This window comes from Streptosporangium sp. NPDC020072, from assembly GCF_040631445.1.
In the GTDB taxonomy this organism is placed as follows: Bacteria; Actinomycetota; Actinomycetes; order Streptosporangiales; family Streptosporangiaceae; genus Streptosporangium.
The window spans coordinates 120,021-142,062 of sequence record NZ_JBEYAB010000009.1 but is presented as its reverse complement, the minus strand read 5'-3'; the positions used below and the strand labels follow the sequence as shown (position 1 = coordinate 142,062).

Sequence of the window (22,042 nt, the reverse complement as noted above, 5' to 3'; positions counted from 1 at the left end):
CGTCTCTCCAGAGAGCGGGCAGTGGATTTACGACGCGTTCCCCATTAGCCATACGGTGACCCTATGTACACGGAAGGCCCGGAACAACCACCACACTCAGCATCACCCGGCAAGCCATCACCATAATAATCCTGGATAGGCCAATGAAATAACCATCTCGACCGCTTGACGAATTCAAGAGCAACGATAAAAATGGAAGTTCCGGCCAGATTTCCCCAACCGCAAAGAGATATAACCGCAGTCAAAAATCCCAGGAGCATGAATTATCGCTCACGACGCGAGTAGGGCGATGGGTGAGGACCTCAGAGACCAGGGACACTCCAACGAGCTGGGCGGGACCGTGTTCGGGCCGGCCCTCCAGGCCCGTGACGTTCACGGCGGAATCCATCTGCACCAGACCGCCTCCCCTGAGGCCCCGCTGCTCAAGCCCAACCAGCTCCCGGCCGGGCATCCCATCGTGAATCGCCATGACGAGCTCGCCCTGCTGGACGACATCCGTTCCGGCTCCGGCGGAACAGGGGCTCCCAAGGTCGCGGTGGTCAGCGGCCCGGCGGGCGTCGGCAAGACAGCGATGGCGTTGCACTGGTCGCACCGGGAACACGACTCCTTCCCCGACGGCGGGCTCTTCGCCGACCTGCGGGGACACGCGACCGACAAACCCATCCAGCCGACCGAGGTGCTGGGGTGGTTCATCCGCGCGTTCGGCGTCGAACCCAAGCGCGTCCCCGCCGGACTGGCGGAACGTTCCGCGCTCTACCAGTCGCTGGTGAGCGGACGCCGCCTGGTGGTCATGCTGGACAACGCCATATCGGTCGCACAGGTGACCCCCCTGCTGCCCGCCTCGGCGGAGAGCGTCACGATCGTCACCAGTCGTTGGCGCCTGGCGGGGTTGCTGATGCGCGGCGCCCGAGCCGTACAGCTTGAGCAGCTCAGCCCGAGGTCCTCGATCGAACTCCTCGGACGCACCGTCGGCGGCGAGCGGATACGCGCCGAGCAGGAGTCCGCCGAACGGCTGGTCGAGTTGTGCGCCCGGCTGCCGCTCGCCCTGTGCGTCGCCGCCGCCCGGCTTGCCACCAGGCCTCGCTGGCCCCTGTCCGAGATGGTGCAGGCCCTTACCCACGAACGACGGAGGTTGGCGGAGTTGTCGATCGGCGACGAGGACGAGACGAAGGTCCAGGCGGCATTGGCGCTTTCCTACAACGGGCTCTCCTCCGACGACATCAGGCGGATCTACCGGCGGCTCGGCCTCTTCCCCGGCACCACCTTCGACAGCTGGTCGGCCGCCGCGACGGTCGCGATGCCGCGTGCCCACGTGCGGGAACTGCTGGAGATCCTGATCGATGCCAACCTGCTCGACGACGCGCCCGGCGGCCACTACCGCTTCCACGACCTGATTCGGCTGCACGCCCGGGAGATGGCCGAACGGGACGAGTCCGAGGAGGTCCGCGCGCGGACCGTGCACCGGGCGGTCGACTGGTTCCTGTCCACCGCCACGACCGTGAACCGACTGGTCATGCCCTACCGCAAGGTCAACTTCGACGCGGTCGTCAACGAGCCCGCCGAACCTCTCACCTTCGCTGATCGAGCACAGGCGCTCGACTGGCTCGACGACGAACTCCCCAACCTCAGGGCGGCCATCCAGGTCGCCATGGAGCAGCGGCTTTTCCCCACGGCATGGCAGTTGGTGGACGCGCTGTGGCCGCTGTTCCTCTACCGCGGCCGCCATGACGAACGCCTTGAGATCGACAGGATGGGCCTTGAGGCGGCGCGGGCCTGCGCGGACGCCGAGGCCGAGGCCAAGATGCTGAACCGGACCGGGCTGGCACACCGCGCCCTCGGTGAACTCGACGAAGCCGCGGCCGACTTCCATGCGGCGCTGGAGATCTGGCGCCGGGAGGAGAACCGGTATCGCATATCCGGCAGTACACGCAGGCTGGGACTGATCGAGCTGGACCGAGGCCATATCGAGGAGGCCGTCGTACTGCTCCAGGAGTCACTGAGCCAGTACCGAGCGGCGAAGGAGTCGCGCAAGGTCGCGCTTCTCCTCTGCGACCTCAGTGAGGCACTGATCGAACTGGGGAAGACAGCCGAGGCCGTTGACCACCTCGCGGAGGCCGAGGGCCTGCTTGCCGAGGTGGACGACCCACACAACCGGGCCAGAGCACGCATTCTTCTCGGCAGTGCCAGGGGAGGAGAGATTGGGACGGCCCTGGTCGAGCGGGAGTTGGAGGAGATGAAGAGGATCGGTTCGGCGATCGGCCAGGCGCAGGCCCTTCAGGCGTTGGGTGACCTCGCCCTGCGGGAGCACCGTGAACAGGACGCGCGGACCCTCTACGAGGAGGCCCAGCGCGTCCTGGCACAGAGCGGCAGCCGGAGCAGACAGTTACAGGAACGTCTGTCCCGGCTGGCCAGGTGACCACGCCACGTCAACCGCCCAGACAGAGCGCGCCGTACCGATGCCCAGACAGGCAACGCTACGGCGCGCGACGAGTTCAGCTGTCCCAGCGTCCGACGACAGCGTTGGGCGTGTGGGCGGCGTCAAGGGCTGACAGTTCGTCGAGGGTCAGTGACGCGGTGACCGACGCTGGAGCACCGACCTTCCAGCCCGCGTGCACCACCGCCAGCCGTAATGCCCGAACCGGATCCTCCGCCTCACACCAGAAGTGCAGGAACGTGGCGAACAGTGCGTCGCCCGCCCCGGTGGTGTTGACGACTCCACGAGGCGTGACCGCCTCCACCCGGACGAGCGTTCCCTCCCTGGTGGCCAGCAGCGCCCCCCGGGCGCCCAGACCGACCCCCGCCAACCGGCAGCGCGGGTAGCGGGCGAACAACCGCCGCACCCACACCTCGGGCGGGTCGGGCAGCCGTTCGTCACTGCAGAAGACGACCGTCGCCGCGTCGAGCCACGGCCGGTTGTACTCCCCGTCGAGGTCGGAGACGAGGTGGAGATCCACAGCGATGGGGACGCCGAGCCGGGAGGCGGGTTCGACCAGCTCACGGACGAATTTCGTGTTCGTCAGGACCAGCAGGTCGGCGCCGTGGGCATTCGCCGCAAGCAGGTTCACGGGATAGGGGACGGTGTTCACCGGCGTCAGATGGGGAAGCCCCATCCGGCGGCCGTCCGGACCGACGAGCGCCACCCCCACCGACGACTCGGCCCCCTCGACGATCCCGGGGCCGAGCAGGCCGTTCCTGCCGAGTTCGGCCGCTATGCCGAGGCCGGGCAGGTCACGGCCAAGGACGGTGCACAGGCGGACGTCGTCCCCCAGGGTTCTGAGGATCTGCGCGATGTGCCCGGCCGCCCCGGAGACCCCGGTGGCGATCCACCGGGGAGATGAGGTGGAGGCGTACCGTACCGGGAACTCCGTCACCCCCACCGACATGTAGAGACTGACCGCGCCCGCGACCACGATCCGGCGTGTCACGCCGCCTCCTCTCCCGTACGGACACACGCCCGTCCGGTCGTCTCAAGTGCTTCGATCCGTCCCACGTACCGGCCGAAGAACACCGAGTCCGTGGTCAGGGCGTCGAGCGGCATCCCGGCGGCGCGCCAGCCGTACAGGAAGGAGCCGCAGAGCGCGGGACGCGCGCTTCCTGCGATCGTGACGAGCCGTCCGTCGCGCAGCGCGGCCAGGCAGCCGGGCGGACGCGCGCCGACCGTGACCTCGCAACCCGGGTAGCGGCCGAGGATCTCGCCTCCCGGCTGCGGGGTCACGAGCACGTCGGCCACCTCGTACCAGTCCCGGTCCGCCCGCTCGTCGAGACGGGCCACAACGTGCGTGCCGTCGAAGATCCTGGTGCCTCGGGGCGTGCCGCGCCTGAGGGTTCCTCGGCCGGGGGTGAGGAGCATGACGTGGGTCTCACGGACCGACGTCACCATGAGTGCCGATGTCCCCTGGCGCGGTATGGCAACGCCGCGCCGTTCGACCGTGGGCAGGTGCCCCACCCTGAACAGCTGGGCTGTGACGAACCTGTTGGTCATGGCCGTTCTCCTCACGCGGCGAGCCGGGGAGCCGGCACCGCCGGGGTCACGTGGACGTGCTCGGGCCGTCGTAAGCCCAGTAAGCGGTAGATGAGACGGCGCATGTTCTGGTCGAAACGGCCCGGCTCCGAGGTGATCAGCTCGGTGACCGCCTGGTAGCGGTCGGGCCGCATCTCCTTGGCCGCCCGGTCGAGCTGGGCACGCAGCGAACCACGCCGGGAGACCCGGGGGGCGACGTCCGCCAGCTTGGCGAGACCGGAGGCCGGGTCGACGTCCGCGTTCGGGAACCCGGCCAGCATGACGGGCTTACCGGTGACGGCGCCGTACAGGGTGACCGAGCCGTGGTCGCCGATGATCCAGTCGGCGGCGGCCAGGACCGCGCGCCAGTCGACGTCGGGCGGGATCAGGCTCAGCCCGTTCCTCAGCTCGTCGGCGAGCCAGGCCCGCACCTGCCAGATGCCGTGCCCGAACCAGACGTTGGGGTGGAAGAGCACCGCGACGCGGAACTCCTCGCGCGGCAGTTCGGCCAGCAGGCGCGGCAGCAGGTCGGAGTGCCTGCCGAACAGCGACTGCTGCCCCCAGGTCGAGGTGACCACGACCAGCTTCTGACCCGGACCGACCTTCAGCGCCTGCCGGTAGAGGTCGCGGTGCGGCAGGCTGGCCACCAGCAGGTCGTGGGAGGAGTCGCCGACGACCGCCGCGACGGGAAGCGCCTGCGGGCACGTGCGGGCCAGCCGCCCGAGTTCGATCTCGTGCGGCAGGATGATCGCCGCGGGCAGCACGGCGCCGTCGCGCATCAACCGCTGAGCGTCGAGTCCGTACGGCGCGCGGTCCTCCGCCCTGGCCCCGTCCCTGGCGGGCACCAGCTTGTTGAAACCCGCACCGTGCGGCATGACGGCCAGCGGCGCGTGGATCTCGTGGATCGATCCAAGGCTCGCGGCCAGGGCGAGGTCGAACACCTGGTGTGGGACCTGCGCCCAGGGGAGGGAGGCGCCCCCCAGGCCGCTGATGAACTCATCGACCCCGGCGTTGAAGATGTCCGGAGCCTTGGTGAAGACGACCTGGATCCCCAGGTTCGACTCCAGCAGACGGGCCGTGTCCAGCAGCCGCTGCCCCGCGGTCACGGTGTGGACGGCCACCAGGACCGTCTTGTGGACTCTGCGCGTCGCCCATCGACGGGAATCGAGCCCAACTGCCACCCTGTTCCATTCGACCATTCTCCTGCCCCACCTCTTGGATTCGTCCGGCCTTCGGCAGTGGGCAAAGCCCACTAACCGGAGCGTCACCCCCGAACCTTGCGGAACCCCTTGCGGTCTCCTTGTCGGAACCCTGCGCCGTCTCATAGGACCTCGCTGTGAATGACGTGAGATACAGAAGTGACATCACGGCCCTGGATCCGCTCCAATTTCGATGAAAAAATCTCACGTAGATGCTGACGCCCTAGGAAAAGGGGCTCGAATGGAATTCCGTATTCTCGGTCCAGTCGAGTTATGGTCCAGCGGGCAACGCCACGACCTGGGACAGGCCAAAACACGTCTCGTTTTGGCCATCCTCCTCATGACTCCGGGACGACCGGTAACCGTGGAGTCGCTCGTCCACAAGGTGTGGGGTGACGACCCGCCCCCCAAGGCCAGAGACAGCCTGTACAGCCACGTCGCCCGGCTGAGAGGCTCCCTCAACGGCACCGTTCACCTGCGGCGACATGCCGGGGCCTACCTCCTTGAGACCGACCCGGAGAACATCGACTACCACCGGTTCCTGAGACTCCGCGCACAGGCCAGGGAAAGCGAGACGACCGAACAGGCGCTGCACCTCTACCGCGAGGCGGACGCGCTCCACCGGGGAGAGGCACTGACGGGCCTGACGGGATCATGGGCCGAACAAACCCGGGAGAAAATCGAAGGAGAAGTGCTCGACAGCAGGATCGAACGCATCGAACTCGAAATTCAGCACGGCCAAAAACCCGAAGACAGTGCGGAACTCGTTGAGCTGGTCAACAAATTTCCGTTCCGCGAGAAGCTCGTGGAGCTTCACATGCGGAGGCTCTGCCACGAAGGAAGGCCGACGGAGGCGCTCAACGCCTACAACCGGGCGCGCCAGGAACTCCGTGAACTCGGCACGGAACCCAACCCGGCGTTACAGGAACTGCATCTGCGCGTCCTCAAGAACGACCCCACATTATTGCCCGCGCCCAGAAAAGAGGCTGCTCCGAACACCCTGCCCCGGGACAAGCAGACCTTCACCGGCCGCACCGCGGAGCTGGACCAACTCGTCGGTTTCCAGGCCCGGCGGGACACGGTCACCGTGCTGGCGATCGACGGCATGGCAGGGGTCGGTAAGACGGCACTGGCCGTACATCTGGCGCACCGGCTCACGAGTGACTATCCGGACGGGCAGCTCTACCTCGACCTGCACGGCCACGACGCCCAGAACGACGCGATGGACCCGGCGACCGCCCTTGACCGGCTCCTGCGAGATCTCGGCATTCCCGGCAAGCTCGTGCCGAACGGTCTGGACGGCCGGGCCGCGATGTGGCGGGCCGAGTTGGCCCGCCGCAAGGTGCTCATCCTCCTCGACAACGCCGCCCGGCACGACCAGATCAGCGACCTTCTTCCTGGGACGCCCGGCAGCCTCGTCGTGATCACCAGCAGGCGGCGGCTTGCCGGACTCGACGACGTCCACTCCCTTTCACTGAACGTCCTGCCGCCCGAGGATGGCGCCGTACTCCTGCGTCGCGTCGCCGGTCCAGGGCGTTCCTTCCAGGAAGAAGGAGTCGCCTCGGTCGTACGGCTCTGCGGTCACCTTCCCCTGGCGATTCAACTGGTCGGCAGTCGGCTCAAGAACAGGGCCGCCTGGGACGCGGCCGACATCGCGGAACTGCTCAGCAGGACTCGACGAAGACTTCCAGCCATCAAGGCTGGGAACCGCGAGATCACCGCTGCCTTCGAACTGTCCTTTCACGCTCTTGACGAACGCCTGAAGCAGGCGTTCTGGCGGCTCGGCCTGCACCCCGGCGCGGACCTCACCCCCGAGAGTGCGTCGGCGCTGTTGGACACGAGCCTCGCCGAGACCGAGGAGATCCTCGACGAATTCGTCGATCACCATCTGATCGACGAACCCCGCAAGGGCCGTTACCGATTCCACGATCTCATCCGTGAGTACGCCCTTCTGCTGTCGGACCGCGAACCGGAGGCGTCCCGCACCGAAGTCCTCGGCCGAGCCTTCGACCACTACCTCCTCACAGCGGACGCGGCGGACCGACTCCTCTACCCCTACCGCGCCCGCGACCCGATCGAGGTTCCTGGCTCGTCGCCCAGAGTGGTCGAATTCGACAGCGCCGACCAGGCCTCCACCTGGATGGAAGCCGAGCTGGACAACCTGGTCCTTATCGTCCACCACGGATGGGCGAAACACGCGGCACTGCTCGCACACGTGCTCAGCCGCCATTTGGACCTGTTGAGCCGTTGGGCCGAAGGCGCCGCCCTCCACGAGCGGGCTACGACGATCTACCGAGAGCTGAACGACCGTTCAGGACTGGCCTACGCGCTGGCCGATCTTGGTATGGCCCAATGCCAGACCGGCCAATACGACGAGGCGCTTCTCCACGTGGCCGAGGCTATGGAAATCCAGAGAGCCGCCGGAAATCAACGAGCGATCGGCGAACTTCTCGACCAGAGCGGCGTGGTGCACTGGCAGCGCTCCGAATACGACGTCGCCTTCGGCTACTTCGAGCAGGCGCTCCAGATTCGCAGAACAGTCGGGGATCGTAACGGACAGGCGAACACTCTCAACAACATCGCGGTCATTCATTGGCATAGAGGCGACTACCCTCGTGCCGCCGAACGCATGTGGGAAGCATTCGGCATGTACCAGGAAGACCATGACTTACGTGGCCAGCAGGTCACAATGAACAATATCGGTTACGTCGAGGTGCGATTCGGCCACTACGAGGAGGCGCTGCGCCACTATGAAAAGGCGGCCTCCCTCAACCCGAACCTGGACCCGCGGAACGCGGCCATCCGACTCAACAATCTGGCCTACGTCTACCAGTACATGGGCCGCTATGTCGAGGCATTTGAGTATTACCAAAAATCCCTGGAGGGGCACCGAAGAATCGGTGACCGCTGGTACGAGGCAGAAGTTCTGAACAACATCGGCAGCTATTACATGCGGCTGGGAAAGAACAGCAAGGCGCTCGCCCAATATCAGACGGCCATGAGCATATCAATTGAGACAGCAAATCAGCACCAACACTGCATAGCCCTTCGCGGAATCGGCACAACCCACCTCAAGGCGAGCAGGAACGAAACAGCGATTTTCTTCTACAAGAAATCACTCGAACTGGCGCAGCAGATCGGCGACGTCTACGAAGAGGCATGTGCCCTCGACGAGCTGGGCACCGCGTTCGCCCAGACAGGCGAGCAGGAGCGCTCGAAGGAGCACTGGCGACACGCCCTTGGCCTCTACGAACGCCTAGGGGTCGTCGAAGCCGGACCACTTCGGGCGCGACTCAACCAGCAGGAGACCTCTGTTCAGTCTCACTAAAGCACGAAACACCCAAAAGCCACAATCAACCTATGCACCATTCATGCACCGCAGAACCTAACATACCCTCCCCACCTGGGCGCCCAAGTCTCACCCAGGCATACATGGCAACGAATCGTTTGGATCCAAATCCTGTCATTCCCTCAAGACCATCGGGGTAGGATATGAGAAGAGGTGAGTAAAACTCTATTCACATAATCTAAGGACGGTAAGTGATCATAAGCTTGGCAACGTTTATTGTTGTCACTGCTATGGGCCCTATGAACCACAGCCCGAGCACCACAGAAGCTTCCATTGTCATCAATGCAAGCTCCATGTACTACAGCTCGGACGTCACAGAAGCTCCCCTTGTCTACAAGACAGGCTTCATGCGGTACGGCTCAGACGCCAAAGAAGCTCCCCTTGTCGACGAGACAGGCTTCATGCGGTACGGCTCAGACGCCAAAGAAGTTCCCTATACCATCACCGATAAGGTGATCTAAATAAAGGGGGAGGCGGAATTGCCTCCCCCTTTTTCATGCGCGAGCCGTACACATTCTGCGGCGGCGTTGGGAACGGGCACCGCCGTGCCGATCCATGAAGTCAGCCAGAAGCGACCTGGAACCAGACCGCGCATCCCGTCTGCCGGACGTGCTCCGTTCCCCATCGCCGGGACATCGAGTTCACCCAGCTGAGGCCCCTCCCGCTGAGGCGGTCTTCGTCGGCGGACCGCATCACAGGAACGCCGGCCGTCGAACCTTCGTCGACCACTTCGACGTGAACCAGGCCGGCCCCGAGCCCGACACCAACCGTGATCACTCCGTCCGCGACCCGGGTCACCGTGAACGATCGCGTTTTGTGACGACCTCGCTCACCGGCAGCGTGATCGTTTCCAGGACCTCGTCCGGAAAACGAGCCCCTGGCACGCGCCAAAATCCCTTCCTTCCATCCAGAGGTGATCGGCGGTCGCCTCCAGGCCGAGGCATACATGCGGACCTCGGTCCCCCGCAGACAGGTCAAGCGTCTTGCGGCGTTGTTCGACCCTTTCGTTGCGCGTTCTCTCGGAGTGCCTTCCCTTCCCCGCGGTCTCGATGATCTGGAGGGCGGAGGCCCAGCCAGGGCGACAACGGCTTGGGGGTGGCGAGAGTCGTCAGGAGGACAAGGAGGCCGCAGGCGGTGACGAGCGCCCAGCCGGGACGTGAGGCTTCCGCCAAGTGCGCCGGCGAAACATGGGCGATGAAGGTGCCCGCCGCGGCGACGCCCAGGGCCGAGCCGAGCTGGCGGGCGGTGGAGGTGATGCCTCCGGCGACGCCCGCACGGGCGGGAGGGAGGCCGCTGACGGCCGTGTTGGTGATGGGGGCGTTGGCGAAGCCGAACCCGGCACCGACGAGCAGGTAAGCGAGGGACAGCGACCACAGGTTCGTGTGGTCGCCGATGCCCACGAGGGACAGGCCGCCCGCGACGATGAAGCCACCGGCGAGCAGCAGGGGCAGGCGTGGGCCTGACCGGCCGACCAGTAGCCCGGACAGTGGTGCGAACACGGTCGCGGCGATGGCCATGGGGAGGGTGACGATGCCCGCGGCCACGGGGCTCAGGCCGCGGGAGTGCTGGAGGTAGAGGGTGGTGAGCAGGAGGGTCGCGCTGAGCGCTACGAACACTGCCACCGCGCCGACCACAGCGGCCAGGAAGGATGGCCTGCGGAACAGGGCCGGGGCGACCAGCGGCTCGGTCCTTCGCGACTCGACCAGGCCGAGCGAGGCCGTCCCGGCAGCGACCAGGAGGTAACCGGCGATCACGGTGGGTGAGGTCCACCCGATGTGCGGGCCTTCGATCAGCACGGCGACGGAACCACCCACCACGACGGTCAGCAGCACCTGTCCCGGGACGTCGAGCCGACGTGGCCGTTCCGCCCGCGACTCGGGGACGAAGAGGGCCGTCAGCACCAATGCCATGACGACCACGGGCAGGTTGATCCAGAAGATCGACCTCCAGCCGAGCCCCGACACCAACGCTCCGCCCACGACGGGACCCGCCGCCATGCTCACCCCGAAGACGGCCGCCCACACGCCGATGGCCCGCGCCCGCTCCTTCGGGTCAGTGATCACGTTGACGACGATCGCGAGGGCCACGGGGCTGAGCATCGACCCGCCGACGCCCTGCGCCACCCGTGCCGCGACCAGTACGCCGATTGTCGGGGCGAACGCGCATGCCACCGACGCCGCGCCGAACACGACAAGACCGAGCCGGAAGACCCGCCTGCGCCCGATGCGGTCGGCCAGTGCCCCCGAAGAGATCAAGAGGCTGGCCAGGACGAGTGTGTAGGCGTCGACTGTCCATTCCAGGCCGCGGGTATCGGTATCCAGACCCGCGCCGATCGCCGGTAGGCCGATGTTGACGATCGTCGTGTCCAGACCGACAAGGAACAGGCTCAGGCAGCAGACCGCCAGTACCTTCCAGCGTCCGGGAGGTCGGGGTTCCTCGTCCATGTCGCTCCTTCGGTGGGTGTCAGGCCACCCACTGTCCGGGCACCAGGAGCCGACCGGCCAGAAAATTTGCGGAAATCGCAAAAAACAACCGGACCGCCGCGACCGCCCGACACACTGGAAAGGTGGATGCGGAACTGGAGCAGACGCTCGCCGCCATCGGGCCCCGACTGCGCTCGCTGCGCCGCGATCGCGGCATGACCCTGGAGGAGCTGTCGGCGGCGACCGGTATCTCGGTCAGCAGGTTGTCGAGAATCGAGTCCGGCAAGCGGCGCCCGACGCTCGAACTGCTCATCCCGATCGCGCGGGCGCACCGCGTCGCGCTCGACCAGCTCATCGCCGCCCCTGCGACCGGTGATCCGAGGGTCCACCTGACCCCGCTGCGCCGCCGAGAGGGCAGCGTCCTGATTCCGCTGACCCAGTACCCGGGACGCCTCAAGGTCTTCAAACAGGTGATCGCGCCCTGCCCTCGCAGGCTTGTCACCCATGACGGCTACGAGTGGCTGTTCGTCCTGGCGGGAGAACTGTTGTTGGTTCTCGGGGAGCGAGAGCTGATCCTTCGTCCCGGTGAGGTCGCCGAGTTCGACACGTCCGAGCCGCATTGGTTCGGCCCGAACGGCGACCACTCCGTCGAGATCCTCCACATCTTCGGCAGGAAGGGCCACAAGGCCACCGTACGGGCCCATCCTGTCGACCACTGACTCTCTCCGAGTGCCGGTCCACAAGCCGCACAAGCAATCGCCAAGGCGGCGCGGCGATACCGAAGTTCGGCGTCGCCGAACGGAAGAGCGCCTTCTTCGAGACGTACGGCAGGGTCGCCCCATCGTGGCCGGGCCCACGTCCCGGGTGCTTGAGGCCGAGGCGCCGACCACCTGCCCGCACCTGAGGCACGGAGCACCGTTCGTCTGCACGATCGGCGGTCGCGCTCACCTCGGCGACCTCCGCCGTGCTCAGCGTCTCCGGCTGCCCGGTGATCCAGCCGCGCACCCGGGAGGCGCGCAGCAGCGGCACGCCGGACGCCTTCGCCACCCGCAGCGTGAAGCACGGTGTATCCGTGCCGTCCCAGAGGGCGCAGCATGGCGGTACGCCGTTCGCCGATCGCCCCTTTGCGTCAGGTTCGTACGGCCTCGTGCCGACGCCAGCGGTACACCGTTTCGGCGGTCCCGACCACAATCGCCGGACGCGGGACCGGGATGCTCTACGCCCTACTAGGAAAAACCGGTTTTCCGTCTGAACCGGCTTCAATACACTCGCCACGAACGGCGCACCGGGCGTTGTGACGAGAGAGGGGCCAGTCGTGCGACACAGCACCGCTGCGATCGTCCCCCCGTCACGACACGAGGTGATCCTGGTGTCTTCGTCGTCCCGGTGTCCGCTGCGCGGCTGACACCGGATGACCTCCTGACGACCATCTGATCCCTGTCCGGCGCCGAAGTCGCCGGCCGGGTCTCTCCCGATGCGGTCACCCCGCACGAGGACTCCCCATGGCCCGGTCCCGGGCCGTTTCGTCAGGCGATCGCGCTGTCCTGTCCGGACCCCGAGAAGGGCCGTAGGCCGTGCGTACCGACCAGTTGAACAACGTCCGCAACCTGGGCATCCTCGCCCACGTCGACGCCGGGAAGACCACCGTCACCGAACGGATCCTGTACGTCACCGGCACCACCCACAAACGTGGCGAGGTGCACGACGGGACGACCGTCACCGACTTCGACCCCCAGGAGCGCGATCGCGGGATCACCATCTTCGCCGCGGCGGTGAGCTGCGTCTGGGACGGTCACCGGATCAACCTGCTCGACACCCCGGGCCACGTCGACTTCTCCGACGAGGTGGAGCGCTCGCTGCGGGTGCTCGACGGCGCGATCGCGGTCTTCGACGGCGTCGCGGGAGTCGAACCGCAGAGCGAGGCGGTGTGGCGGCGGGCCGACCGGCACGGGGTGCCGCGGATCGCCTTCGTCAACAAGCTGGACCGCGCCGGGGCCGACCTCGACACGGCCGTCGAGTCGATCCGCGCCCGGCTGCACGGGACCCCGCTGGTGGTCCAGCTGCCGATCGGGCGGGAGGACACGTTCACCGGAGTGGTGGACCTGCCGCGGATGCGGGCGCTGCTCTGGGACGACGACGGCGCGTTCACGGAGGGTCCGGTGCCGGAACCCCTGCTGGAGGAGGCGCTCCGGCGTCGCCGGCTGCTGGAGGAGACGGTGGCCGAACTGCATCCCGTCGCGCTGGAGGAGTTCTGCGCGGAGTCGGCGATCTCCGCGCGGACCCTCACCTCCGTGCTGCGCGACCTGACCCGTACCGGTGAGGGCGTCGTGGTGATGTGCGGATCGGCCTACCGCGACCGGGGGATCGAGCCGCTGCTGGACGCCGCCGTGGCCTACCTGCCCTCCCCGCTGGACGTGCCCGCGGTACGCGGCGTCCAGGACGGCTCGCCGCAGGAGCGCGCCGCCGACCCGGCGGCGCCGTTCTCCGCTCTGGTGTTCAAGGTGAACGCGACCGCCACGGGGCGGCTGACGTATGTGCGTGTGTACTCGGGAACCGTACGGAAGGGGGACACGGTGCTGGACGCGGGCACGGGACGCACCGAGCGGATCGGCCGGATCCTGCGGGTGCGGGCCGACCGGCACACCGAGGTGGACCGGGCGGTGGCCGGGGACATCGTCGCGGTGGTCGGGTTGAAGACGTCCCGCACCGGGACCACCCTGTGCGCGCCCTCGGCTCCGTTGCTCCTCGAACCGCCGGCCGCGACCGACCCGGTGGTCTCCGTCGCGGTCGAGGCGCGCGGGGGCGGCGACGCCGACCGGTTGGCGACGGCTCTGGCGCGGCTGGTCGAGGAGGATCCCTCGCTGACCGTCAGGACCGACGCCGAGACCGGTCAGACGGTGCTCTCCGGGATGGGCGAGCTGCACCTGGAGGTCGCGGTCGAGAAGATCCGTCGCGCCAACGGGCTGGAGGTCGGTGTGGGCCGGCCGCAGGTCGCCCACCGGGAGATGGTCGCCTCGGGGGTGTCCGGGCTGCTGTACCGGCACGTCAAGCAGGACGGGGGCGCCGGTCAGTTCGCCCACGTCGTCCTCGACGTGGGTCCCCTGGAGGCCGGTTTCGAGTTCCACTCGACCGTCACCGGTGGACGGGTTCCCCGGGAGTACGTCCGGGCGGTGGAGGCCGGTTGCCGGGACGCCCTGGCAGACGGCCCTCTCGGCGGTCATCCGGTGACGGGTCTGCGGGTCACGCTGACCGACGGGGCCACCCACCCCAAGGACTCCTCCGAGCTCGCGTTCCGGGCGGCCGGGCGGCTCGCGCTGCGGGAGGCCCTGCGCGCCTGCCGGATGGTGCTGCTGGAACCGGTGGTCGAGGTCACGGTCGTCGTGCCCGGTGAAACCGCGGGCGGGGTGCTCGGCGACCTGGCGGCACGGCGTGGCCGGATCCTGGACACGAGCGCGAGGACGGACACGGTGGTGATCACCGCGGCCGTTCCGCTGGCCGAGGTGTTCGGATACGCGACCCGGCTGCGCGGCCGGACCCGGGGCCGGGGGACCTTCACCACCCGGACCGCGGGCTACGCCCCGGTGCCGGGCGTGGCCTCCGCCGGGGAACCGTCCCGGTAGGACCTGACAACGGCCCCGCCCGCGTCCGCGCGGGCGGGGCCCAGGCGCCCCGTTCGGCGTCGTAACCCGCGTGCGCGGGAGGACCCCGCAGGTGTCCCAGGAGGCCGGGCCACACGACGCCTCACCCGCGTGCGCGCGGGAGGGCCCTTGGGGGGACGGCTTCCACGTGTGCATACGTTTTGTCGGTGACGATCCCTAATGTCCCGCGCATGACAAGTGCGACGTGGGCGTACGGCTACGCCGCGCCTCCCAAGCCGGTTGAGGGCCGTCCGGAACGGCCGGCCTCCGGCTGCGTCGTGTCGAGCGTGTGGGAGACCGAACCGTCGGGAACGCGCCGCACGCCGACTCACCGACGTGGTTTCTCCGGGTGTGCGCGGACCACCAGGATCGTCGTGGAGGGGGCCCGGTGACCGCCTGGCAGGAGGTACGCGGCCTCGTCGTCGCGCGCAGGGTCAAGGCGCTGACGGACCGCGTGGCCGTACTGACCGAGGCCGAGCGGGCCGAAGTGGCTCGTCGGCTGCCGGAGCTCCTGGCGGAGCTGCGGGAGAACGCCGAGCGGAAGACCCGTGAGGACTGGCGGGCCCGCCTCCTGGCCGACTACGGCGCGGAGGACGACTGGCCCTCCTGGTTGCGGTCCTCAGCGCAGACGGCCGCCCGTTCGGCGGGGCGCGACGGGCTCGCCGAGTTCGGGACGCCGCTGCGGATCGTCGGCGCGGGCACGATCTCGGGCCCCGCCGCGGCGGTCGCCTGGCTGGCCCGCCGCGAGTTCGCCCCTCGATGGGCGGCGGCGCCGCCCCCGGCAGAGCTGGTCCGCACGCTGGCCACCCGTCCCGCTGCCTGGCAGGCCGACGTGGCGGCCCGGCTCGCCAGGAGGATCCGTACGGCGGACGACCACGTCATCCCGCTGGCGCTGGCGCTGCTGCGGACGTGTGGCGTCGAGCCGCCCAGGCACGACCCGCTCGTGCTCGCCTGGCTCTCCGCCGGGACGGTTGAGGACGACCCGCTGACGGACACGCTGCTTCCCCGGATCTTCGAGGCGGAGGGGGTGGGCCGCGCCCTGCGAGAGGAGCGGCTGACCCCCGCCCCCACCCTGTGGCTCGCCCGGATCCAGTGGCTCCTCAAGGCCGGGAAGGTCTCACGTGAGGAGTTCCTCGACGGCTGTCTGAGCCGTTTCCTGCGGGGTGGCGACGCCGTTGACCTGCGGTTCTTCGTACGGTTGCACGAACTCCTCGCGCCGGAGCCGCATGAGGCCGCCGCCCGGGCGCGTGACTACCTGCGGCTGTTGCCCACCGCTCCCAGCGCGGTCGCCACGCTGGCGCTCGCCCAGGTCCGCCGTACCGGCCCGCACGACGCGGCCGACGTCGCCGAGGCGATCGACGCGCTGGTCTTCCGGCCCGAGGCGAAGCTGGCCGACGCGGGCCTGCGCTGGCTCGACGAGGAGGTACGGCGGGCGCCCGAGCTGGCCGGGGAGACGGCGTCGGCGCTGGCCACGGCGTTCGCGCACACCTCCTACCAGGTGCAGCGGCGCGCGGCCCGGATCGCCGTCAAGCGCGCCGCCGCGTTCGGGGCCGGGGCCGCGACGATCACCGACGCCGTTTCGTCGCTGCCCACCGACCTCGGCGCGCAGGTGGCGGCGGTGTTCGGTGGCGAGATCGCGGGGGCGGAGACGCCCGAAGCGTTCGCCCCCGCGGCGTTGCCCGCCGTCGAGGAGCCCGGCCCCTTCCCCGCCCCCTCGCTGGACGACCCCCACGGCGGCTGGGTGGAGTGCGAGCGGTGGCTGGCCGCCTTCGTCGGACAGGCCGGGGGTGACCGTACGGCCCTGCGCGAGCGGCTGGCGGCCTTCTCCCCCCTGGACGACGGGACGGGACCGTGGCTCGACGCCTCCTCCTGGATCACCGCCCTCGCCAAGGAGGTCCTCGCCTCCGGGAGCGACCCCGGGGTGCCGGAGCCCACACCGGCCGATCCCCTGGCCGGTACGGGCTTCTCGGTGACGCACGCCGCCACCGACGAGGACGAGTTCCTGCCCAGGGACTGGCGGGATGAGATCTTCCGCCGGGTCGCGGAGCTCGGGGTCTTCGCGCAGAGGCTGCTCATGCCCTCGCCGGACCGGGCCGAACCGCGCTTCGGCCTGAGCCTTCTCCCGGCGAAGTACCGCACGCGGAACCGGTTGCCCGACCCCCGGAACGTCTCGGGGCCGCACATGTTCCTGCTGCGCCGGTTCGCTGAGCTGTACGGCGCGCTGCGGAAGGGCGCGCTGCCGCCCGTTCTGCTGGCGACGCCCACGTCGATGACCGGGCATCTCGCGCCCGACGTGCTGGTCGAACGGCTGGAGGTCTGCGCGGCGGCGGGGGTCGAACCGCTGCCCGCCGACCTGTGGCAGGCGTTGCTGCGGCTGCCGAGGGGGCGCCACGCCGAGGCGGCGGAGCGTGCCACGCGGGTCGGGTCGCGGGCGGCGGAGGCCGTCGCCACTTGGTTGGCCGGGGGCGGCCTGTCCGACCCCGAGACGGGCGTGAAGTGGGGATACGTCAGGAACGCGCGTGAGCGCGTCTTCGACGACGACGAGCTGACGCGCTCCCCGAACATCCGGCTGATACCGGTGCTGCGCGCCGAGCCGACCGGGCACGAACTCGTCGACGAACTGCTCGGCGAGCCGCCGCGGTGGTACCGGGAGGGGCACGGCCAGGCCATGGAGTGGTGGCCCGCGATCCTGCCGTCGCACCGGGAGGTCGTCGCCGTCAACTACCTGCCCCACCTGCTCTACCAGTGGGACCGTCCGGGGGTGTACCCGCCGCATCTCGTGGCCCTGACCCAGGCGGACGGCCCCGCCGGGGAGGCGACCGCGCTCGTCCTGGCCTACTTCCTGGCCGCCGAACGCCCGGAGGCCGTACAGGCGTTGCTGCGGATGGCGGCCAGGGGGGATCTGCCCGGTGCGGCGGTCGGCCGTCAGCTGGCGTACCTCATCCGCCGCGCCTGGTTCGAGACCCGTCCGGTGCTGGCCGCCCTCACCGAGGCCGTCCACCAGGGCGCGCACAGGCAGGTCTGGGAGATCCTCAGGACCATGACGCCGATGCTGTTGCCGGGCAAGGGGGAACGGCCGACCGTCGTCCACTCCGAGCTGGTGGCCCTCACCGCCGACGTGGCGTCCTGGACCGGGGCCAAGGGTGAGATCCCGGAGGTCTCGTCCCACGCGGCGCGGGGCGGCAGAAGCCGTTTCGTCCGTGAGTGCACCCGGCTGCGCGACCTGCTGGCCCCCGAGAAGGCCGGGAAGGCCGGGAAGACCGGGCAAGGGGCCGGCTGATGTACGGAGGTCGCGCCCGGCGTCGCCGTCGCCGAGTCGGTCCCGGCCATGCGCCTGGGACGTGTGCGGCGACGCGTCGGGCCTCCTCGCTCCGGCATGCGCTCACCAACGGCCGGATCCGCCGGTTCCGGCCGCCAGAAAGACCGTCAGTGACCCGAGACCTCGTTCGTGTCCTGCTCTCGTACGGCTTCCGCCGGGCCGTGCCGTCGGGGCCGGTGGCGTCCGGAGGCCGTGGCCGGCAGGGTGACGGCGGTCAGCGCGGACAGCAGCAGCCAGGGCGCCGTGAAGCCGCCGGTCAGGTCCTTGACCAGGCCGAGGGCGGGCGGCGCCAGGACGACGGCGATCTGGTTGGCGGCCATGGCCGCGCCGAGGACGAAGCCCGTCCTGCCCGGGGGCGCCGATTCGGCCACGTGGGCGACCCATGGGCCGTACCAGCCGATTCCGAAGAAGCCGAGCCAGACGAACACCAGGCAGGCCGCCACGGGCGAACGCCCCACCGGGGTGGCCAGCGCCGACATCCCCACGGTCACGGAGGCCACGCAGGTCAGGACGCAGGTGTGACGTCCGGATCGGCCTCGGTCGCTCCAGGCCGCCAGGCAGACGCGACCGGCGACCCCCGCCCCCTGGACCGCCACCAGGGCCAGGGCCGCCGGGCCCGCTTCGAGGGCCGTCACCTCGTGGAGGTACAGCGCGGTCAGGACGCCGATCCCGCTGTGCACCGAGACCAGGCTCATCCCGGAAACAACGGTCCTCACCATGGCCGGTTCGCGGAGCGTCCGTGACCGCGATCCGAGCGAACCGCCCGGAGGACCGGGGAGAGGCCGCGCGGGCGGCCTGCGGTAGAGGGTCACGAAGGCGACGGCGCCCAGCAGCGCGACGAGCGCACCGGCCGTGAGCGCCGCCCGCAGGCCGAGTTCGGCGGCGAGGGCGGGCAGCGTGGCCGCGGCGAGCACGCCGCCCAGCGGCAGGCCCGCCTGGCGGATTCCCATCGCCAGCCCCCGCTGGGACGTGTCGAACCAGGACGCCACCGACTTGCTGCCACCGGGCTGGACGGTGCTGTATCCGGCGCCGACGACCAGCAGGACGAGGAGCAGGGACTCGTACGTCCGCGTCGTGCCGCCCACCCCCAGGCTCACGGCGACGACGCAGGCGCCCGCCCCGACGACCCAGCGCTCGTCGTGGCGGTCCAGCAGCTCCCCGGCGACCAGCAGCCCGACCAGGGGGGCCAGTTGCGCCGCCGAGAGCAGCAGGCCGAGCTGGGCCGTGCTCAGGCCGAGGTCGCGTTGCAGGTGGACGCCCATCGCCCCGATGCCCTGCACGAAGAATCCTGAGGCGGCCTGGGTGAAGGTGGCGACGCCGAGGACGACCCACCGGTACCGCTCCCTCACGGGCGCCAGCACAGCGCGGGGTCGGGATGGTCGAAGAAGCCGAGTTCCCGGTAGAGCGGCTCGCCCTCGCGGGAGCCGTACAGGTCGACCCGGACGGCGTCGCTCTCCCTGAACCAGTCGAGCAGGCCCCGCATGATCGCGCGGCTGTGGCCACGTCGGCGATACGCCGGATCGGTGACGACGCCGATCACGTGTCCGATGCGGCCGTTGCGCGAGTGCGGGCCGGGAAACCACTGCTCGACGGTGCCGATGCCGCAGGCGGCGAGGCCTTCGTGGCCGTCCACGACGAGGATTCGCGCGTCGTCCCGCGTCAGTTTCTCCTTCAGGACCGCGGCGAGGGCCGTCCGCCATTCGTCGCCCGCCGACGAGGGGTTGAAGAAGTCTCCGCCGAGGTCCCCGAACAGCAGCGCCCGCAGGCGGACGAGTTCAGCGATGTCGTCCTGGGACGCCTGGCGCACGCCGGTGTGATGTGTCATACGGACAAGGGTGATGTAATGGTCTTATGCACCTCAACCCTTACGGCGGAGACGCCGTGAACCTCGCCGCGGATCTGGCCAACCGGCGCCCGGCGACCGCCGAGGAGCTCGCGGACCGCTGCGAGGCCGCCGGACTCGTACTGGAACACCCGGTCACACCGCAGGACGTGGACCGCGTCCACGCCGTGCTCGACGCGTGGGAGAAGGTCGTCGACGCCGCCGACGAGCACGAACGCGCCGAACTGGTCAACCGCATGCTGGCCGGGTCCGCCGCCTACCCACGGCTGACCGACCACGCGGGCAGCGGCTGGCACCTGCACTACCGCGACGACCAGCGGTCGCTCGGCGCCGTGCTGTTCGCGCTCATCTCCGTGGGCACCGCGCTGCATCTGGTCGGGCGGGGAATGCACCGGCTCCGGCGGTGCGCCGTGGCCGAGTGCGTCACGGTCTTCGCCGACACCTCCCGTACCGGGCGGCAGCGTTACTGCTCCCAGCGGTGCGCCAACCGTGACGCGGTTCGCCGGCACCGCGCGGGCCGCGCCGCCGAGAGCACCACCGGGGACGCCACCGAGGGCACCGTTGGGAGCGCCACCGAAGGCGCCGCCGAAGGCACCGTTGGGGGCACAACCGAGGACGCCGTCCTACGGGAGCCCGTACGCGTCCCCCTCGACCGGCACGCCCAGGACCGGCGGGAGTCCGGTCAGCTTTCCCGGGGTCTGGGCCGCGCCGTCCGCCGCTGAAGGTTCTCGGCGAACCTCTCCCACACGGCGGCGTTCTCCATGGCCACCTGGCAGACCAGGCCGACGCAGTACTCCGGGACGACGCCGACCAGCCACTCCGAGGACTGGGCGAGCGCGGCGTTGGCGCTGAGCAGACGGAGGAGGTGCCGGCCGCGTTCCGCGGACCGGAGGGAGGGGTCCTTCATCAGGATGTTCAGGGGCGACCTCCGGCGCTGGTCGCGCCCGGGTTCGGACGCCGAAGGCCGGCGCGACCCGGGTGGCGTCCTCTCCGGCGCCCGCGGGCGCAGTGCCCTCGGCAGGGGGTCCTCCCCGCGCCGCAGCCGGTCGCGGACGTCCCGCACCGTGCCCGGTGAGATCCCCACCTGCTGCGCGATCCTCCGCAGGGAGGCCTGCGGCTCCTTGACGATCAGTTCGGCGGCGCGCATCCGGCCGGCGGAGCCGTCCAGCGGGCGTGTCCGGCCGTCACGCCCCAGCCGGGCCTTCGGCTGCGCGTCCTGCGGGAGTACGGTGCGGCGGATGTCCGCCACCTTCCGCGCGGACAGGCCTGAGATCCTGGCTATCGCCCTGTCCGACCAGTGCGGGTGCGAGCGGAGGATACGGGCCGCCGCCGCGACGCGGTCCCCCGTGGAGAGCGGGAGGCCGTGCGCCGTGTTCTCCTTGACGGCCACCACGAAGGCGTCGTGTTCGTCGCCTTCGAAGAACCGCACACGAATGGTCTCCTCACCGCGTACGACCGCCGCCTGTAGCCGGTGCATCCCGTCGATGACCCGCATGGTCTCCCGGTGCACGATCACCGGAGGCAACGTGTCCTCCGCACCGGAGAGCATGCGTATGTGCTGGGCGTTCTCCCCGAGGCGCCGTGGGGAGTCAGCGGGAAGCAGCGAACCGACGGGGACCGTCTCAACCGCGGAAAGCTCGGGCTGATAGCCCTCTCTCGTGTGGGCGCCGTCTGACGACGACGTCTCTCCGGCCTGAACAGCCAATTCTCTTCTCCCTCGGCGAAGGGTGCCCTTTCTCCGTTCCTGGACCAGGTCGTCCGACACGCCGATCACACGTTCCGGTGTCGCGCGCTCCGAAAGAAGGAATGCCCCACCACCGCTTTACCGATATCTCGTTTCCGCGGGCGTCACGGCCGATAAATCGCCGACGGCCGTACTCTTCTCATGGAATACCGCCACAGAGGCGCCGACCGTTCGACGGAGACGGCGACCCGGCCCCCTCAGCGGCGCACCCCGGAAACCTCCGGCACGACGGGCGGAGGAAGAACACGTTCTGAACGAATATCGACACGACCGTTAACGCCCCGCCCGGAGCCCGTTTCGGCCCGACACGGACCGTTCCCTCTTTCAGCGCCCCAGGGCTGCGAAAGACGACCCCCCACTCCCCGAGACATGAAGACCACACGGGCCGACCGGAACAGATTGACCTGGTAAAACATTCACCCTGTTGATATCGCAAAACAATATGTCACCCTCAAGAGTGACTGTCAACTATTGTCAGACAGGTAATCGCGACCTCTGCCGCTTCGATCCTCCCGTCAACCGCTTAT

At 69.2% G+C, this 22,042-nt stretch carries 14 protein-coding genes; 7 read left to right on the top strand and 7 right to left on the bottom strand.

Features of this window, described 5'->3' with window-relative positions:
* Positions 1–289 precede the first annotated feature (289 nt).
* A complete protein-coding gene (locus ABZ470_RS22685) occupies positions 290–2,416 on the top strand; it encodes a tetratricopeptide repeat protein (RefSeq protein WP_362913587.1) in 2,127 nt (708 codons plus the stop codon).
* Positions 2,417–2,492: 76 nt separating this feature from the next.
* Here ABZ470_RS22685 and ABZ470_RS22680 read toward each other — a convergent pair whose 3' ends face one another.
* From ABZ470_RS22680 to ABZ470_RS22670, 3 genes are read right to left on the bottom strand one after another with little or no spacing between them, the layout of a single operon-like run.
* A complete protein-coding gene (locus ABZ470_RS22680; protein WP_362913585.1) occupies positions 2,493–3,425 on the bottom strand; it encodes a carbohydrate kinase family protein in 933 nt (310 codons plus the stop codon).
* Positions 3,422–3,982: a hypothetical protein gene (locus ABZ470_RS22675; RefSeq protein ID WP_362913583.1), complete on the bottom strand. Its 561-nt coding sequence runs from the start codon at positions 3,980–3,982 to the stop codon at positions 3,422–3,424. Before ABZ470_RS22675 ends, ABZ470_RS22680 begins: the two co-directional genes overlap by 4 nt.
* A gap of 11 nt (positions 3,983–3,993) precedes the next feature.
* A complete protein-coding gene (locus ABZ470_RS22670) occupies positions 3,994–5,121 on the bottom strand; it encodes a hypothetical protein (protein ID WP_362913581.1) in 1,128 nt (375 codons plus the stop codon).
* A gap of 319 nt (positions 5,122–5,440) precedes the next feature.
* Here ABZ470_RS22670 and ABZ470_RS22665 point away from each other — a divergent pair, with 319 nt between their 5' ends.
* Positions 5,441–8,527: a tetratricopeptide repeat protein gene (locus tag ABZ470_RS22665; protein WP_362913579.1), complete on the top strand. Its 3,087-nt coding sequence runs from the start codon at positions 5,441–5,443 to the stop codon at positions 8,525–8,527.
* A 212-nt stretch (positions 8,528–8,739) separates the two neighbouring features.
* Entirely contained in the window at positions 8,740–9,009 is a 270-nt protein-coding gene (locus ABZ470_RS22660; RefSeq protein ID WP_362913577.1) for a hypothetical protein, read from the top strand.
* 513 nt (positions 9,010–9,522) lie between these two features.
* On the opposite strand, the gene ABZ470_RS22655 is transcribed toward ABZ470_RS22660, so the two are convergent.
* A complete protein-coding gene (locus ABZ470_RS22655) occupies positions 9,523–10,992 on the bottom strand; it encodes an MFS transporter (RefSeq protein ID WP_362913575.1) in 1,470 nt (489 codons plus the stop codon).
* Between the two features lie 122 nt (positions 10,993–11,114).
* Here ABZ470_RS22655 and ABZ470_RS22650 point away from each other — a divergent pair, with 122 nt between their 5' ends.
* The 3 genes from ABZ470_RS22650 to ABZ470_RS22640 all read left to right on the top strand — a co-directional run bounded on the left by ABZ470_RS22650 (position 11,115) and on the right by ABZ470_RS22640 (position 17,889).
* A complete protein-coding gene (locus ABZ470_RS22650; RefSeq protein WP_362780192.1) occupies positions 11,115–11,690 on the top strand; it encodes a helix-turn-helix transcriptional regulator in 576 nt (191 codons plus the stop codon).
* Between the two features lie 855 nt (positions 11,691–12,545).
* On the top strand, positions 12,546–14,591 hold the full coding sequence (gene fusA, locus ABZ470_RS22645) for an elongation factor G (protein ID WP_362913573.1): 2,046 nt from the start codon (positions 12,546–12,548) through the stop codon (positions 14,589–14,591).
* 406 nt (positions 14,592–14,997) lie between these two features.
* A complete protein-coding gene (locus tag ABZ470_RS22640; protein WP_362913571.1) occupies positions 14,998–17,889 on the top strand; it encodes a DUF6493 family protein in 2,892 nt (963 codons plus the stop codon).
* Between the two features lie 146 nt (positions 17,890–18,035).
* Here ABZ470_RS22640 and ABZ470_RS22635 read toward each other — a convergent pair whose 3' ends face one another.
* Complete coding sequence (locus ABZ470_RS22635; RefSeq protein ID WP_362913569.1) at positions 18,036–19,277, bottom strand: MFS transporter; 1,242 nt, start codon at positions 19,275–19,277, stop codon at positions 18,036–18,038.
* Positions 19,274–19,753, bottom strand: coding sequence for a GNAT family N-acetyltransferase (locus tag ABZ470_RS22630; RefSeq protein ID WP_362913567.1), 480 nt, complete (start codon positions 19,751–19,753; stop codon positions 19,274–19,276). The genes ABZ470_RS22635 and ABZ470_RS22630 overlap by 4 nt, the downstream gene beginning before the upstream one ends.
* Positions 19,754–19,779: 26 nt before the next feature.
* On the opposite strand from ABZ470_RS22630, the gene ABZ470_RS22625 reads away from it, so the two are divergent.
* On the top strand, positions 19,780–20,493 hold the full coding sequence (locus tag ABZ470_RS22625; RefSeq protein WP_362913565.1) for a CGNR zinc finger domain-containing protein: 714 nt from the start codon (positions 19,780–19,782) through the stop codon (positions 20,491–20,493).
* Here the strand turns inward: ABZ470_RS22625 and ABZ470_RS22620 are convergent.
* A complete protein-coding gene (locus ABZ470_RS22620) occupies positions 20,454–21,476 on the bottom strand; it encodes a ParB N-terminal domain-containing protein (RefSeq protein ID WP_362913563.1) in 1,023 nt (340 codons plus the stop codon). The two genes, ABZ470_RS22625 and ABZ470_RS22620, sit on opposite strands and share 40 nt — an antisense overlap.
* Positions 21,477–22,042: the final 566 nt, after the last annotated feature.